General features: G+C 68.6%; 12 protein-coding genes. 3 read left to right on the top strand and 9 right to left on the bottom strand.

From position 1 onward, the window contains the following. Positions 1–50 precede the first annotated feature (50 nt). A complete protein-coding gene (locus ASE16_RS06235; RefSeq protein WP_055892380.1) occupies positions 51–977 on the top strand; it encodes an alpha/beta fold hydrolase in 927 nt (308 codons plus the stop codon). A gap of 98 nt (positions 978–1,075) precedes the next feature. On the opposite strand, the gene ASE16_RS06230 is transcribed toward ASE16_RS06235, so the two are convergent. The 5 genes from ASE16_RS06230 to ASE16_RS06210 all read right to left on the bottom strand — a co-directional run bounded on the left by ASE16_RS06230 (position 1,076) and on the right by ASE16_RS06210 (position 6,749). Next, positions 1,076–2,590 carry an aspartate ammonia-lyase gene (locus ASE16_RS06230; RefSeq protein ID WP_055894335.1) on the bottom strand — a complete coding sequence of 505 codons (1,515 nt, stop codon included), beginning with the start codon at positions 2,588–2,590 and terminating at the stop codon, positions 1,076–1,078. 134 nt (positions 2,591–2,724) lie between these two features. Beyond that, a complete protein-coding gene (locus tag ASE16_RS06225) occupies positions 2,725–4,107 on the bottom strand; it encodes an aldehyde dehydrogenase family protein (protein ID WP_055892377.1) in 1,383 nt (460 codons plus the stop codon). Positions 4,108–4,116: 9 nt separating this feature from the next. Continuing rightward, positions 4,117–4,809, bottom strand: a complete 693-nt coding sequence (trmB, locus tag ASE16_RS06220) for a tRNA (guanosine(46)-N7)-methyltransferase TrmB (RefSeq protein WP_235500392.1) — start codon at positions 4,807–4,809, stop codon at positions 4,117–4,119. 88 nt (positions 4,810–4,897) lie between these two features. Beyond that, positions 4,898–5,179 carry a hypothetical protein gene (locus tag ASE16_RS06215; RefSeq protein ID WP_235500391.1) on the bottom strand — a complete coding sequence of 94 codons (282 nt, stop codon included), beginning with the start codon at positions 5,177–5,179 and terminating at the stop codon, positions 4,898–4,900. A 115-nt stretch (positions 5,180–5,294) separates the two neighbouring features. Beyond that, complete coding sequence (locus tag ASE16_RS06210) at positions 5,295–6,749, bottom strand: NCS2 family permease (RefSeq protein WP_200949581.1); 1,455 nt, start codon at positions 6,747–6,749, stop codon at positions 5,295–5,297. Positions 6,750–6,847: 98 nt separating this feature from the next. Here ASE16_RS06210 and ASE16_RS06205 point away from each other — a divergent pair, with 98 nt between their 5' ends. Next, positions 6,848–8,125, top strand: coding sequence for a uracil-xanthine permease family protein (locus ASE16_RS06205; RefSeq protein WP_055892366.1), 1,278 nt, complete (start codon positions 6,848–6,850; stop codon positions 8,123–8,125). A 43-nt stretch (positions 8,126–8,168) separates the two neighbouring features. Here ASE16_RS06205 and ASE16_RS06200 read toward each other — a convergent pair whose 3' ends face one another. The 3 genes from ASE16_RS06200 to ASE16_RS06190 form a co-directional block, all read right to left on the bottom strand. Continuing rightward, positions 8,169–8,501, bottom strand: coding sequence for a hypothetical protein (locus ASE16_RS06200; RefSeq protein ID WP_055892361.1), 333 nt, complete (start codon positions 8,499–8,501; stop codon positions 8,169–8,171). Further along, entirely contained in the window at positions 8,498–9,715 is a 1,218-nt protein-coding gene (locus ASE16_RS06195; protein WP_055892358.1) for an inorganic phosphate transporter, read from the bottom strand. The genes ASE16_RS06200 and ASE16_RS06195 overlap by 4 nt, the downstream gene beginning before the upstream one ends. Positions 9,716–9,838: 123 nt before the next feature. Continuing rightward, positions 9,839–10,435, bottom strand: a complete 597-nt coding sequence (locus ASE16_RS06190) for a TetR/AcrR family transcriptional regulator (protein ID WP_055892355.1) — start codon at positions 10,433–10,435, stop codon at positions 9,839–9,841. A 76-nt stretch (positions 10,436–10,511) separates the two neighbouring features. On the opposite strand from ASE16_RS06190, the gene ASE16_RS06185 reads away from it, so the two are divergent. After that, positions 10,512–12,905 carry an MMPL family transporter gene (locus ASE16_RS06185; RefSeq protein WP_055892352.1) on the top strand — a complete coding sequence of 798 codons (2,394 nt, stop codon included), beginning with the start codon at positions 10,512–10,514 and terminating at the stop codon, positions 12,903–12,905. Positions 12,906–12,923: 18 nt separating this feature from the next. On the opposite strand, the gene ASE16_RS06180 is transcribed toward ASE16_RS06185, so the two are convergent. Then, a complete protein-coding gene (locus ASE16_RS06180) occupies positions 12,924–15,488 on the bottom strand; it encodes a DEAD/DEAH box helicase (RefSeq protein ID WP_055892345.1) in 2,565 nt (854 codons plus the stop codon). Positions 15,489–15,496 lie beyond the last annotated feature (8 nt).

Raw genomic sequence — 15,496 nt, 5'->3', positions numbered from 1 at the left:
AAAACGCGCGCTTGGCACGAAACGTCCGGCGTGTCGGCTAGCGTGGAAGGGTGTCCATCGGTGAGAGGCGGCCAGGGGTCGCCGGAGGTGACGACGACGCTGCGCGACTCGATGCCGGGCTTCCCGACATCGACTGGTCCGTCGCGCCGGTCGGCGCCGTCTTCTCGCGGTTCGCCGCCCCGAGTGGAGAGCTCTCCGTCGTCTCGCTCGGCGACCCGGCAGACCCGCGCGTCGTCCTCATCCCCGGCGTGACGGGGTCGAAGGAGGACTTCTACCTGCTCGCGCCGATCCTCGTCGCTGCCGGATACCACGTCGAGAGCTTCGACATCGCCGGCCAGTACGAGTCCGCAGACGCCGGTCCGGTGCCGGGAGGCCACTACACCTACGAACTGCTCGTCACCGACATCGTGGCGTTCCTGCAGTCCGGTCCTCCTGCGCACGTGCTCGGCTACTCGTTCGCCGGTGTGCTGGCGCAGCTCGCGCTGGTCGAGCATCCGCACCTGTTCCGCAGCCTCACGCTGCTGACCACGCCGCCGGAGCCAGGGCAGGCGTTCCGTGGGGTGCGCGTGATCGGCTGGCTGAGCTGGTTCCTGAACGGCCGCCAGGGCGCTGGGCTGATGATCTGGGGAATCGTCACCAACAAGAACAAGGTGCCGCCGTCCAGGCTCGCGTTCGTGCGCTCCCGGTTCTCGCTCACCAGGCGCTCCAGTGTCGACGACATCGTCGGGCTGATGAAGCGGGTTCCGGATGTGCGGGGCAGGGTCGCCGCCCTGCGCATCCCGTTGCTGGTGGCGACAGGCAACCACGACCTGTGGCCGACCCACCTGCACGCCGCCAACGCGCAGGCGCTCGGCGCGACGCTCGCCGTCTACAGCACCGGCCACAGCCCGTGCGAGACCGCACCGCACCAGCTCGCCCGCGACATGGTCGCCCTCTTCCACCGCGCGGAGCGGGCCGAGGACGCCCGCCGCGACTGACGTCGCGAGCGCCCGCAGAACAGGAGAACGCGGCGACATCCGCCGGTATCTCCGTCCGAACGGAGACCCCGGCGGCGTGTCGCCGCGTTCGTCCTGCGTTACGCCTCTGTCTCGATGATCGGGATGGCCGTGGTGATCGCCTCGAGTCCGCTCAACCGGGCGGGCGAGAGCAGCCTGGTGACGTCCTCGCGGCTCATCAACTTCGCCTCGACCACCAGGTCGGCGACATTGCCGCCGGTCAGCAGCGCCGTCTTGGCGAGCGCAGCGGCCGCCGCGTATCCGATGTGCGGCATGAGCGCCGTGATGACGCCGACGGACGAGCCGACCATCGCGCCCAGGCGCTCCTCGTTGGCGGTGATGCCGTCGACGCAGTTGACGCGGAGGGTGTGGAACGCCTGGGTCATCCAGGTGATCGACTGCAGCAGCGAGTGCGCGATGACAGGCTCGAATGCGTTGAGCTGGAGCTGACCGCCCTCTGCGGCCATCGTCACGGTCACGTCGGCGCCGGCCACCGAGAAGGCGACCTGGTTGACGACCTCGGGAATGACAGGGTTGACCTTGCCGGGCATGATGCTGGAACCGGCCTGACGCGGCGGGAGGTTGATCTCGCCGAGACCGGCCTGCGGGCCGCTGGAGAGCAGGCGCAGGTCGTTGCAGATCTTCGACAGCTTGATGGCGCTGCGCTTGAGCGAGCCGGAGAACGACATGAACGCTCCGGCGTCCGAGGTCGACTCGATGAGGTCGGGGGCGGTCTCCAGATTGAGCCCGGTGATCACGTTGAGGTGGCGGACGGCCGCGGCGGCGTACCCGGGGTCCGCGGTGATGCCGGTGCCGATCGCTGTCGCGCCGAGGTTGATCTCGGCCAGCAGCCACTTGGTCTCCGTGAGACGGGCGTGGTCCTCGGTGAGCGTCGTGGCGAAGCCGTGGAACTCCTGGCCGAGGGTCATCGGAACCGCATCCTGCAACTGCGTGCGGCCGACCTTGAGGACGTGGCGGAACTCCTTGCCCTTGTCTGCGAAGGAGTCGCGGAGCTTGGCGAGTTCGTCGAGCAGGTGGCCGAGCGCGAAGGTGAGGGCGATCTTGATGGCCGTCGGGTACGTGTCGTTCGTGCTCTGGCTGCGGTTGACGTCGTCGATCGGGCTGATGTACTGGTACTCGCCCTTGGCGTGGCCGTCGAGTTCGAGCGCGACGTTCGCGATGACCTCGTTGGCGTTCATGTTCGTCGACGTTCCTGCGCCGCCCTGCATCACGCCGACCACGAACTGGTCGTGGTACTGGCCGTCGATGATGAGCTGGCAGGCCTTGTCGATCAGCGCGGCCTTGTGCTTGTCCAGCACGCCGATCTCCAGGTTCGCGCGCGCTGCGGCCTGCTTCACGCTGGCCAGGGCGACGATGAGATCGGGGTAGACGGAGATGGGTCGCTTGGCGATCTGGAAGTTCTCCAGCGCCCGAGAGGTGTGGACGCCCCAGTACGCGTCCGCAGGGATCTCTCTGGTGCCGAGCGAGTCCGATTCGGTGCGGACGGGGCCGCCGTCCGCGGTCGGGGTCGGGACGTCTGAGACGTTCTGGGAAGCGTCGATCACGGGAATCGGGTGGGTTTTCGGCTCGTCCATCATTGCTGTGGGGGAATTCACGGTTGGCTCCGTTGCCTGTCGTTGTGCGGGTGGCATTGTTCATGTCGGTTGTTCGTGGCCACCGACCATACGAGCCTACCGCGTGCATCCACGGAGGTTACGGGCGAAACGGTTCAGCCGAGCTTGCGGAGCAGCCCCCGGGCGAATTTGTCCTTCGCCTCGGTGAACGGCGGGTAGATCAGCCGCAGGGTGTCCGGCTTCAGCGACTTGGTCAGCACGGCCTTCTCGTGGCTGAACGTCTGCAGCGACCGCTCGCCGTGGTACGCGCCCATGCCGCTCTCCCCGACCCCGCCGAACGGCAGCCCCGCCACCGCGAGGTGCGCAGCAGGCACGCCGAAGCCGACAGCACCGGAGCTCGTCTCGGTGAGGAAGCGGCGGCGGATCTTCGCGCTCTCGCTGAACACGTAGAGGGCGAGCGGCTTGTCACCGGATGCGATGTACCGGATGGCGTCGTCCGGCCCGTCCACCGCGACGATCGGCAGGATGGGGCCGAAGATCTCCTCCCGCATGACCGGTGCGTCACGGGGCACGTCGACGATGACGGTGGGCGCCAGGTAGCGGGATGCCGCGTCGTACGTTCCGCCCGTGACGGTGGTCCCCGCATCCAGCAGGGCGGCGAGGCGCTGGAACTGGCGGTCGTCGACGATGCGGCCGTAGTCGGGGCTGGCCGCCGGGTCGTCGCCGTAGAGCGTCGTCACGGCCGCGGCCAGCGCCGTCGCCAGCCGGGCGGCGACGGCGGGCGTCGCCAGCACGTAGTCCGGCGCGACGCAGGTCTGGCCCGCATTCATGAACTTGCCCCACGCGATGCGCGCAGCAGCAGCGGCCAGGTCGACCGTGTCGTCCACGTAGACGGGCGACTTTCCGCCGAGCTCGAGCGTGACAGGGGTCAGGTTCTCGACAGCGGCCGCAGCGACGATGCGTCCGACGCGGCCGTTGCCGGTGTAGAAGATGTGGTCCCAGCGCTGGGCGAGCAGCTCTGTGGTCTCCGGCACGCCGCCCTCCACGACAGCGACAGCGCGCCGGTCGAGGTACTCGGGGATCAGCCTCGCCATCGCCGCGGACGTGGCGGGCGCCAGCTCGCTCGGCTTGAGCACGACGGCGTTGCCCGCTGCGATGGCGCCCACCGCCGGCGCGAGCAGCAGCTGCACGGGGTAGTTCCACGGGGCGATGACGAGCACCAGCCCGACGGGCTCCCTGACGATGGATGCGCCCGCAGGAAGCAGCGCGCCGGGCACGCTCACCCGCTTCGGCCGCAGCCAGCGCCGCAGGTGCCTGACCATGTGGTCGATCTCGCCGACCACGAAGCCCAGCTCGGCGATCTGCGACTCCGTCGGGTTCTTGCCGAGGTCGGCCAGCAGGGCGTCCTCGAACTCCGCCGACCGCTCGGTGAGCATCCTGCGCATGGCCTTCAGCTGGGCGAGTCGCCAGGACAGCGGTTTGGTGATGCCACGGTCGAACGCGACGCGGAGGTCGCCGGCGGTCTGCGCAGGTGTCATGCGGCCATCCTACGGATGCGCGGCAGGCCGGTACTCCAGGTCGAAGATCGCGTGTCCGAGGCCCTCGCCCCTGCGCTCGAACTTCGTGACGGGACGGTCGTCCGGGCGGGGTACGAAGCGGGCGTCTCCTGCGACGTTGACCAGGCCGGGTTCCGCATCCAGCACCTGCACCATGTGCTCGGCGTATGGCTCCCAGTCGGTGGCGAGCCGGAGCACGCCGGTGGGCGCGAGGGCGCGCACGATCAGCGTCGCGACGTCCGGCTGCACGATGCGGCGGCCGTGGTGACGGGCCTTCGGCCACGGGTCGGGGAAGTAGATCATGACCTCGTCGACGCTGTGCTCAGCGAGGCCGTGCTCGAACACCTCGACGGCGTCGTGCCGCACCAGCCGGATGTTCTCGAGACCGCGGGTGCGCAGTTCGCCCAGCACGCGGCCGACGCCCGCCCCGTGCACCTCGACGCCGAGGAAGTCGGTGTCCGGGTGCCGCTCTGCCAGGGTGAGCAGGTTCTCCCCGTTGCCGAAGCCGATCTCCACCGCGCGCGGCGCTGTGCGGCCGAACACCGCATCCAGATCGATGGGCGCGCTGTCGAAATCGACGCCGTAGACCGGCCAGAGCTCGTCGATCGCCCTGGTCTGCGCCTCGGTCTTCCGTCCCCTGGTCACGAAACTGCGCTGCCGGCCGACCTGCTTCTGCTCTTCCACGTCCCCCATTCTCCCAAACGATCGAGCCCAGGTCTCTCACCGTCGAACTACGGAACGGTGAGAGCCCTGGGCTCGATGGATGCGGTGGCTAGAGCCAGGCGAACGGGAGGAAGGCGAGGCCGATTCCTGCGCCGACGACGGCGAGCATGGCGACGAAGATGGCCCCGGCGAGCATGATCGCGTTGAGGACGATGCCCCAGACGGCGAACGTCTTGCCCTGCGGCTCGCGGCCGACAGCCATGATGCCGACCACGAGGCCGGCGAGCGGCGCGACGAACGTCCAGCCGAAGACGATCGACGCGAGCCCGAGCACGAAGCTCGTGATGCTGAGCGTCCTGGCGGGGGCCTGGTAGGCGACGTTGGTGGTCATGATTGCTGGTTCTCCTCGGTTGACGATGTGCTTCCAGTCAACCGGTGGATGCGTAGCAGCACCATCCGGTTATCCCCCGATTCCGCTCAGGGGTCACCCTGACTTCCTGCGCACGCTAGTGCGGCAGGATCGCCTCGATCGGTCCACGGGCGAAGTAGACGAGGAACCCGGCGGCCACGATCCACAGCAGCGGGCTGATCTCGCGTGCCTTGCCTGCCAGCGACCGGATGAGCACCCAGCTGATGAAGCCCACGCCGATGCCGTTCGCGATCGAGTATGTCAGCGGCATCACGATGATCGTCAGGAACACCGGCAGCACGCTGGAGAACTCCGAGAAGTCGATGTGGCGGATCTGCACCACCATGAGCGCACCCACGATGACGAGCGCAGCGGCGGCGACCTCGAGCGGCACCACCTGGGTGAGTGGGGTGAAGAACATCGCGAGCAGGAACAGCGCACCGGTGATGACGCTGGCGAACCCGGTCTTCGCCCCCTCGCCGATGCCGGAGGCCGACTCGACGAACACCGTGTTCGACGAGGCGGACGTTCCGCCGCCGACGATGGCGCCGACACCCTCCACGATGAGCGCGGGCTGCAGGCGCGGGAACGTGCCGTCCTCCTTGGCGAGGCCCGCGCTGCGGGCGAGGCCGGTCATCGAGCCCATCGCGTCGAAGAAGTTGGTGAAGACCAGGGTGAAGATGAGCATGATCGCCGCGAGGGCGCCGATGCGGCCGAACGAGCCGACCACGTCGAACTGGCCGACGAGGCTGAGGTCCGGCAGCGCGACGAGCGAGGTGGGGAGCTGCGGGACGGTGAGGTTCCAGCCTGCCGGGTTCTTGCCGAGCGACGGGCCGACGTGGAAGATCGCCTCGGCGATGATCGCGACGATGGTCGCTGCGACGATGCCGATCAGGAGCGCGCCCTTCACCTTGCGGGCCATCAGGACGGCCATGATGACGAGCGCGATGAGGAACACGACGGTGGGGACGGTCGCGATCGACCCTGCCTCGCCCAGCTGAACGGGCGGCGACGACAGGTTGGTGCTGCGCACGAACCCGCTGTCGACGAAGCCGATGAACGCGATGAACAGGCCGATGCCGACCGTGATCGCCGTCTTGAGCTGGGCGGGAACCGCGTTGAAGATCAGGCGGCGCAGGCCGGTGGCGGCGAGGATCACGATGATGACGCCGTTGATGACGACGAGGCCCATCGCCTCCTGCCAGGTGAGGATCTTCACCACATTGACCGCGAGGAACGAGTTGATGCCGAGCCCGGCCGCGAACGCGAACGGCAGACGGGCCACGAGGCCGAACAGCACGGTCATCACTCCGGCGCTGAGCGCGGTGACGGCGGCGAGCTGCGTTCCCTGCAGCGAGTGACCTGCCACGTCCTCCGTTCCGCCGAGGATCAGCGGGTTGAGGATGACGATGTACGCCATGGTCACGAAGGTCAGGACGCCGCCGCGCAGCTCCGTGGCCCAGTTCGAGCCTCTGGCGCTGATCTCGAAGAACCGGTCGAGCCGATTGCGGAACGTCGGCGCCTGCGTGGTGTTCGTTGGCGATGCGGACAAGTTCGTCTCCCGTAGTATCTGGCGAGGGCTTTCCTGCGCGAATGCGCGGGAACAAGCCTAGACGCCCGCACCGCCCCATACGACGCGAAGGATGCGCCATGCCACTTCCCTGGAAACTCCACGGCGACGGAAAGAACGTCTCGGCCTCCACGGTCGTGCTGCCAGGCGAGCGGCTCACCTGGCCGCGCACCATCGGCCTCGGCGCCCAGCACGTCGTCGCGATGTTCGGCGCGACGTTCCTCGTCCCCGTCCTCACGCACTTCCCGCCGAGCACCACGCTGCTGTTCTCCGGCATCGGCACCATCCTGTTCCTGCTGATCACCGGCAACCGGCTGCCCAGTTACCTGGGGTCGTCGTTCGCGTTCATCGCGCCGATCACCGCCGCCACGGTCAGCAACGGGATGGGCAGCGCCCTGTTCGGCATCGTGGCCGTCGGCATCCTGCTGGCCATCGTGGGCGGGATCGTCATCCTGACCGGCACCGGGTGGATCGACGCCCTGATGCCGCCTGTGGTCGCCGGTGCCATCGTGGCGCTGATCGGGTTCAACCTGGCGCCCGCCGCAGGCAAGAACTTCATGGCGGCGCCGTGGACGGCCATCGTCACGCTGCTCGCGGTCCTGCTCAGCACCGTGCTGTTCAGGGGCCTGCTCGGCCGCCTGTCGATCTTCATCGGCGTCGTGGTCGGCTACATCTTCGCCGTCATCCTCGGCGAGGTCGACTTCTCCGCCGTCGCGAAGGCCGACTGGATCGGCTTCCCCACGTTCGCGTTCCCTGCCAACCCGTTCGAGAACCCCGGCGCGACGTTCGGCATCCTGCCCGCCTTCCTCCCCGTGGTGCTCGTGCTGGTGGCGGAGAACGTCGGCCACATCCGCGGCGTCGCCCAGCTCACCGACCCGGCGGTGAACAAGCTCACCGGCCGCGCGCTCTTCGCCGACGGCCTGGCGACCACCATCGCCGGCTTCTTCGGCGGTTCAGGCACGACGACGTACGGCGAGAACATCGGCGTGATGGCCGCCACGCGCATCTACTCGACCGCCGCGTACTGGGTGGCGGGCTTCGTGGCCGTGCTGCTCGGCCTCTCGCCCAAGATCGGCGCGGTGATCAACACGATCCCTGCCGGAGTGCTCGGCGGCGTGACCACGGCGCTCTACGGCCTCATCGGCATCATCGGCGTGAAGATCTGGCTCGACAACAAGGTCGACTTCTCCAAGCCGGTCAACCAGTTCACCGCGGCGACGGCCCTCATCATCGGCATCGCAGACTTCACCCTGCACCTCGGCCAGCTCACCTTCAACGGCATCGCCCTCGGCACCATCGCTGCGATCGTCGTGTACCACCTGATGCGCACCATCGCCCGCCTCCGCGGCACCGACTGAGCGGACACCTCGTGCCCCGGCCGGTGACGGCCGGGCGCCGCGCTCACTGGTGGAAGAACGGGATGATCAGGTAGAGCCCGTACAGCACGGCGAGGCCGCAGCCGACGAAGCAGGCGTACGCGCCCGTCAGCGCCCAGCGCTTCTGGGCGTCGGACAGTGGGTTCTTCTTGCGGGCCTTCGCCGCCTTCTTGAGCGCGCGGGCCGCTTCCTCCGGCGAGATGACCGTAATGGCGTCCGTGAACTCGACCGGTTCGACGAACAGGGCGCGGCCGGCGACCGCGAGCAGGCGCGTGCCGAACGCGTACAGGCCGACGACAACGCAGGCGCCGACGATGGATGCGGCGAAGACGACGAGGAAGGCGATCCAGTCGATCATGCTGACTCCTTCTCCTTGCCGCGCGGCTTCTTGAGCGGCTTCACCTTCTTGATCTTCACGGCGCGACCGGATGCGGCCACCTCGCTCACGCCCTGCACGGGTGCAGGGGCGACGGCGTTCTTGCTGTCCACCTTGTTGCGGCTGGAGAGCCAGAAGATCAACACGATCACCACGACCGCTGCGATGGCGTCGATGGCGAGGCCGATCGGGCCGAGGTCGACCAGCCAGGCGGAGACGGCGCCGACGATTCCGGCGGCGGGGAGGGTGAGCAGCCAGCCGAGGGCGATCCTGCCTGCCGTTCCCCAGCGCACGGAGGCGCCACGGCGGCCGAGGCCGGAGCCGATGACGGAGCCGGAGGCCACCTGCGTCGTGGACAGGGCGAATCCGAGGTGGCTGGAGGCCAGGATGGTCGCCGCCGTGCTCGTCTCCGCGGCGAAGCCCTGCGCGGGCTTCACCTCGGTGAGGCCGCGGCCGAGCGTGCGGATGATGCGCCAGCCGCCGGAGTACGTGCCGATCGCGATGGCGAGCGCACAGGCGACGACCACCCAGAGCTCCGGGCCGGACCCGGCGGTCTGGACCCCGGCGGCGATGAGGGTGAGCGTGATGACGCCCATCGTCTTCTGCGCGTCGTTGGTGCCGTGCGAGAGCGCGACGAGGGAGGAGGAGAAGATCTGGCCGTAGCGGAACCCGCCGCGACCATCGGGGCGACCGTCGTAGCGGCGGGTGATCCAGTATGCGAGCTTGGTCGCGCAGTACGCGACGACGCCGGCCGTGACCGGGGCGATCAGCGCGGGCAGGATGACCTTGTCGAGCACGACGACGAAGTCGACGGAGCCGAGGCCGGCGCCGACGAGAGCCGCACCGATCAGACCGCCGAACAGGGCGTGGCTGGACGAGGACGGAAGTCCGAGCAGCCAGGTCACCATGTTCCAGATGATCGCGCCGACGAGACCGGCGAAGATCAGCTCAGGGGTGATCTGGACTCCCCCTGACCCCTCTTTGATGATGCCGCCCGAGATGGTCTTCGCGACCTCGGTGGAGAGGAACGCTCCGACCAGGTTCAGGACGGCGGCGAGGGCGACAGCGACCTTCGGCCGCATTGCACCCGTGGCGATGGGAGTGGCCATCGCGTTCGCGGTGTCATGGAAGCCGTTGGTGAAGTCGAAGAACAGGGCCAGCGCGATGACCAGCACGACGATGAGGGTGAGATCCACCGGATACTTTCTCGTGTCGGGACACAGTCCTCCCCGCCAGAGTTCATCGGGGATTCATGCAAATGACCTGGCGCTGTTAGGCAACCACGAAAATACTCACACGGCAGCGGGATCAGGTCAACTTCACGCGCAGGCTCGCGGGGCGAGCGGCCGGGGTCCGAGGACGAGATCGACCAGCCGCGCCGCAAATCCCGCGTCGGAGGGTGCGCCGGCGAGCGCGCGGAAGATCAGAGCGCCGATCACGGTCTCGCTGACGTCGTCGATCGGGAGGTCCGCCCGCAGCTCTCCGGATGCGCGCGCATCCCTCAGCCTGGTAGCGAAGAGCCGGGGATCGGCGAGGGACTCGCGCAGCCTGCTGCCGACGTCGGCGTTCTCCGTCGCCGCCGCGATCAGCGAACGGAACAACCCCTCTCCCGCCGGACCCTCGAGCACGGACAGCACCTCGGTGAGCCACGCTGTGAGGTCGTCCCTGAGGTCTCCGGTGTCTGCGAGGACGAAACGCTCCGGCAGCAGCATGCCTTCGAGCAGGCACTCGGCGATCAACGCGCTCTTGCCGGACCACCAGCGGTAGACGGTCTGCTTTCCCACCCCTGCACGAGCGGCGATGCCCTCGATGCTGAGGTGGTCGTAGCCTCGCTCGGCGAAGAGCGCTGCCGTCGCTTCGAGGATCGCGAGCCGCGCCGCTTCGCTGCGGGGTGCTCCTCGTCGTCCTTCCGGCATGGCTCACAGCTTACCTGCATTTATCGAGACGAACCGTTGCGTATTATCGACGCGGATGCCACGAAAGGGATGCGAAATGGCCGAACTGCTGTACCGCCTCGGGAAGTTCTCCGCACGCAGAGCCTGGCGGGTGGTGATCGCCTGGATCATCGTGCTCGGCATCGCCGTCGGCGGATTCCTGATCGGCTTCAAGGGCCTGACGACGAGCTTCGACGTGCCTGGGACCGCATCCGGTGCCGTGGTGGACCAGCTCACCAAGAAGCTCCCCGACTACGCCGGAGCCTCGGGAACAGTGGTGTTCCAGACGAAGGACGGCACGGCGTTCACCTCTGAGCAGCGCGACGACATCAGCGCACTCGTGAAGGACGGGGACGGCCTGCCGGACGTGGCAGACATCATCGACCCGTTCAGCACGGAGAAGCAGCGAGCGGACCGCCGGGCCCAGGTCACCGACGGACGCGCACAGCTGGACCAGGCATCCGCGCAGCTCGACGCAGGGCAGCAGCAACTGGATGCGGCGAAGCAGCAGCTCGAAGCGGCAGGGCTGCCGACCACCCAGCTCGACGCCCAGCAGCAGACGATCGACGCGAACGAGGCCACGATCGCGGCGAAGCAGAAGGAGCTGGAGCAGGGGGCGGAGCTCCTGAAGCTGTCCGACGGCATCCGCGTGGTGTCGAAGGACGGCGCGACGGCGCTGGTGAACGTGGCGTTCACCGAGCCGCGCCTCGAGCTGTCGGAGGACTCCAAGCAGGCCGTCATCGAGCACTTCGAGTCGAAGCCGATCGACGGGGTGACCGTCTCGTTCTCCACCGACATCGCGCAGGGCGTTCCGCAGATCGTCGGCGTCGGCGAGGCCGTCGGCGTCGTGTTCGCCGCGATCGTCCTCGTCGTGGTGCTCGGCTCGCTCGTCGCGGCAGCGCTCCCCCTCGTCACCGCCCTGTTCGGCGTCGGCGTCGCAGCGCTCGGCTCGCTGGCGTTCTCCGGAATCGTGGACATGGCGTCCGTGACGCCCGTGCTCGCCATCATGCTCGGCCTCGCAGTCGGCATCGACTACTCGCTGTTCATCGTGAAGCGGCACAGACGCCAGCTCCTGGAGGGTGCGGAGCCGCACGAGTCCGTCGGCCTCGCGAACGGCACATCGGGCAACGCCGTCGTGTTCGCCGGCACGACCGTCGTCGTCGCACTCCTCGCCCTGAACGTCACCGGCGTGCCGTTCCTCGGCCTGATGGGCACGGTCGGCGCCGTCGCCGTGATCCTCGCGGTGCTCATCGCGATCACGCTGACCCCCGCAATCCTCGGCCTCCTCGGCACCCGCCTGCTGTCCAAGCGGGCGAGGGCGAAGGTCGGCCAGGTGCACCACGACGACACCGCGGCCAAGCCGATGTCGACCTGGCGCGCCGTGATCACGGTCGTGGCGACCGCCGCCGCGCTGCTGGTCGTCGCCATCCCCGCCCTGTCGATGCGGGTGGGCCTGCCGGACGGTTCCTCCGAGCCCGTCGGCTCGACCACGTACAACGCGTTCCAGCAGACGGCGGACGCCTTCGGCGACGGAGCGACCGGTCCGCTGCTGGTCACCGCGAACATCCCCGCCGGGCTGCAGGACGACCAGGTGACATCGACGCAGCTCGACATCGCCGGGAAGCTCGCCGACCAGAAGGACGTGGTCGCCGTCGCCCCGATCGCGGTCTCGGACGACCACAGGCTGATGGCGTTCCAGGTGGTCCCGGCCGAAGGCCCGAACAGCGTCTCGACCGAGAAGCTCGTCGGCGACCTCCGCGCCATCGGGACGGTGAACGGCGACATCACCCTCGGCGTCTCCGGCCAGACCGCGATCAACCTCGACATCTCGCAGAACCTCGCGGATGTGCTGCCGCTCTACCTGCTGGTGGTGGTGGGGCTGTCACTGCTGATCATGATCCTGGTGTTCCGCTCGCTGCTGGTGCCGCTGATCGCGACGGGCGGCTTCATCCTGTCGCTGTTCGCGACCTACGGCGCCATCACGGCCCTGTTCCAGTGGGGCTGGGGCGCCGAGGCGCTCGGCATCCACACCGGCCCCATCCTGAGCTTCCTGCCGGTGATCCTGGTCGGCATCCTGTTCGGGCTCGCGATGGACTACCAGCTCTTCCTGGCCTCCGGGATGCGCGAGGCGTACGTGCACGGCGCCCCCGCGCGCCTGGCGGTCGTGAAGGGCCTGCGGGCGGGCCGCACCGTGGTGATCGCTGCGGCCCTCATCATGATCTCGGTCTTCGGCGGCTTCGTGTTCAGCGACTCCACGATGATCCGGTCGATCGGCTTCGGCCTCGCCTTCGGCGTGCTCGTCGACGCGTTCGTGGTGCGGATGCTGCTGATGCCGGCCCTGATGCACCTGCTCGGCCGCTCGGCGTGGTGGCTTCCGCGCTGGCTCGACCGCGTCCTGCCGAACGTGGATGTGGAGGGCGCTGCACTCGAGCGCCGGCACCACGTGGGGTGACCACGACGGTGGGGCGGGCTACAGCCGCCCCACCCCTGTCACCGACACCACGGCGACCCCCGCCTCTGCCGAGGCGGCGAGCAGAACCTCGGCGGTGATGCCCCAGTCGTGGTCGCCCGCCGGATCGGCGAGGATCTGCCGCACCTTCCACACACCGTCGGCCGCCGCCGCCGTCTCGTCGACGATGATCATCGCCGCCGAGCGTGCAGCAGCATCCGTGCCGATCTCGTCGTGGTCCGCGTAGTACGCCTCCAGCGCCTCATCCCAGTCGAGCTCCGTGAAGGTCGGGGTGGCCAGGCCGGCCAGTGACGCCGCCTCGACCTCCACCGCTCCCAGGTCCTGCACCCTGTCGAGGGCGGCGAGCTGCACGCGGCGGAACAGCTCGTTGCGCACCAGCACGAAGAACGCGCGCCGGTTCGTCGTGACATTGCGGGGTGGAGGAGGGGCCAGCTCGCTCGCGGAGGCGGCGTGGGCGGACGCATCCGGGTGGATGAGCTCCTCCCACTCGTCGAGCAGGCTGGAGTCGACCTGTCTGACCAGTTCGCCGAGCCACTCGATCAGGTCGCGGAGGTCGTCCGTGCGAAGGTCGGCCGGCACCGTCTGGCCGAGGGCGCGGTACGCGTCGGACAGGTAGCGGAGCACCACTCCCTCCGAGCGGGCGAGCTTGTAGAGGGCGATGTACTCGCCGAACGTCATCGCGCGCTCGTACAGGTCGCGCACCACCGACTTCGGGCTGAGCTCGAAGTCGGCCACCCAGGGCTGGCTGGCGGCATAGGTGGAGAACGCCGCCGCCAGCAGTTCGGCGTGGGGCTGTGGATGCGTGACCTGTTCCAGCGCCTCCATCCTGTCGTCGTACTCCACGCCGTCCGCCTTCATCGCCGCGACGGCCTCTCCGCGCGCCTGGAATTGCTGCGCGGACAGCACAGGGCGCGGGTCGTCGAGGGTCGCCTCGACCACGGACACGATGTCGAGCGCGTACTCCGGCGCCTCGGGGTCGAACAGCTCGAAGGCGGCGAGCGCGAACGGGGACAGCGGCTGGTTGAGAGCGAAGTTCGGTTGCAGGTCCACCGTCAACTGGATGCGCCCGTCGACGTTCTCCACCACGCCCGCGGTGAGCAGGGAGCGGAACAGGCCGATGGCGCGCCTGGCGAGGGCGAGCTGCCGTTTCCATGGCTCATGGTTGTCGAACACCAGGGCGCGGACGTGCCCGTAGACGTCTCCCCCGCGGCCGATCACGTTGATGAGCATCGCGCTGGTGATCTGCATGGAGGAGGTGAGGGTCTCCGGTTCGGCCTCGATCAGCTTCCTGAACGACGGCTCGCCCCACGACACGAACCCGTCCGGCGCCTTCTTGCGGACGATCTTGCGACGCTTCTTCGGATCGTCGCCCGCCTTCTCGATCGCTTTCAGGTTCTCCGACTCGTGCTCGGGAGCCTGGGCGACGACCGTGCCTGCCGTGTCGTAGCCCGCCCGCCCTGCTCGCCCGGCGATCTGGTGGAACTCGCGGGCGTTGAGCTGCCGCATCCTGGTGCCGTCGAACTTGGTGAGGGCGGTCAGCAGCACCGTCCTGATCGGGACGTTGATGCCGACGCCGAGCGTGTCCGTTCCACAGATCACCCTGAGCATCCCCCGCTGGGCCAGCTGCTCGACCAGCCTGCGGTACTTGGGCAGCATCCCGGCGTGGTGCACGCCGATGCTCTGCCTGAGCAGGCGCGAGAGGGTCTTGCCGAACGAGGTCGTGAACCGGAACTCGCCGATCAGCTCGGCGATCGCATCCCGCTGCTCCCTGCTGGCGATGCGCGCGCTGGAGAGCGCCTGCGCCCGTTCGAGCGCTGCGAGCTGGGAGAAGTGGACGATGTAGATGGGCGCCTGCCCCGTGCTGAGGAGGTCTTCGACCGTCTCGTGCGCCGGGGTGACCTCGTAGTAGTAGTGCAGAGGCACCGGACGCTCGACGCCGGTGACGGTCGCCGTCTCGCGGCCAGTGCGCGCGCTGAGGTCGTCGGCGAGCGCCGTGACGTCGCCGAGGGTCGCCGACATGAGCACGAACTGCGTGCGAGGCAGAGTCAGCAGCGGCACCTGCCACGCCCAGCCTCGGTCAGGGTCGGAGTAGAAGTGGAACTCGTCCATCACCACCTGGCCCACCGGGGTGTCCGCCCCGTGGCGGAGGGCGAGGTTGGCGAGGATCTCAGCTGTGCAGCAGATGATCGGGGCGTCGGCGTTGACCGCGGAGTCTCCGGTCATCATGCCGACGTTCTCCGCGCCGAAGATCTCGACAAGGGAGAAGAACTTCTCCGAGACGAGCGCCTTGATCGGCGCGGTGTAGAAGCTGCGCTCCCCGCGAGCGAGCGCGGCGAAGTGGGCGCCGACGGCGACGAGCGACTTGCCGGTGCCTGTCGGTGTGCTCAGGATGAGGTTCGCTCCCGCGACGACCTCGATCACCGACTCGTCCTGGGCCGGGTAGAGGCTGATGCCGCCCTCCTCCACCCACGCCACGAAGGTGTCGTAGAGGGCGTCGTCGTCCAGGCTGGCTGGACCGGTGTAGCCGGGGATCGTCCCGACGCGGAGCTGACTGCGTTCTGACATCGTGACCC

Origin of the sequence: Leifsonia sp. Root227 (genome assembly GCF_001428745.1) — a bacterium.
Lineage (GTDB): Bacteria > Actinomycetota > Actinomycetes > Actinomycetales > Microbacteriaceae > Leifsonia.
Note: the sequence above shows the minus strand (reverse complement) of the source record. Positions and strands in the feature narration are given on the sequence as shown.

Coding starts and splice junctions, on each gene's coding strand:
- ASE16_RS06230 (WP_055894335.1), bottom strand. CDS start 2,590: ATGGACGAGCCGAAAACCCACCCGATTCCCGTGATCGACGCTTCCCAG.
- ASE16_RS06225 (WP_055892377.1), bottom strand. CDS start 4,107: ATGACACCTGCGCAGACCGCCGGCGACCTCCGCGTCGCGTTCGACCGT.
- ASE16_RS06215 (WP_235500391.1), bottom strand. CDS start 5,179: ATGACCACCAACGTCGCCTACCAGGCCCCCGCCAGGACGCTCAGCATC.
- ASE16_RS06205 (WP_055892366.1), top strand. CDS start 6,848: ATGCCACTTCCCTGGAAACTCCACGGCGACGGAAAGAACGTCTCGGCC.
- ASE16_RS06200 (WP_055892361.1), bottom strand. CDS start 8,501: ATGATCGACTGGATCGCCTTCCTCGTCGTCTTCGCCGCATCCATCGTC.
- ASE16_RS06190 (WP_055892355.1), bottom strand. CDS start 10,435: ATGCCGGAAGGACGACGAGGAGCACCCCGCAGCGAAGCGGCGCGGCTC.
- ASE16_RS06185 (WP_055892352.1), top strand. CDS start 10,512: ATGGCCGAACTGCTGTACCGCCTCGGGAAGTTCTCCGCACGCAGAGCC.
- ASE16_RS06180 (WP_055892345.1), bottom strand. CDS start 15,488: ATGTCAGAACGCAGTCAGCTCCGCGTCGGGACGATCCCCGGCTACACC.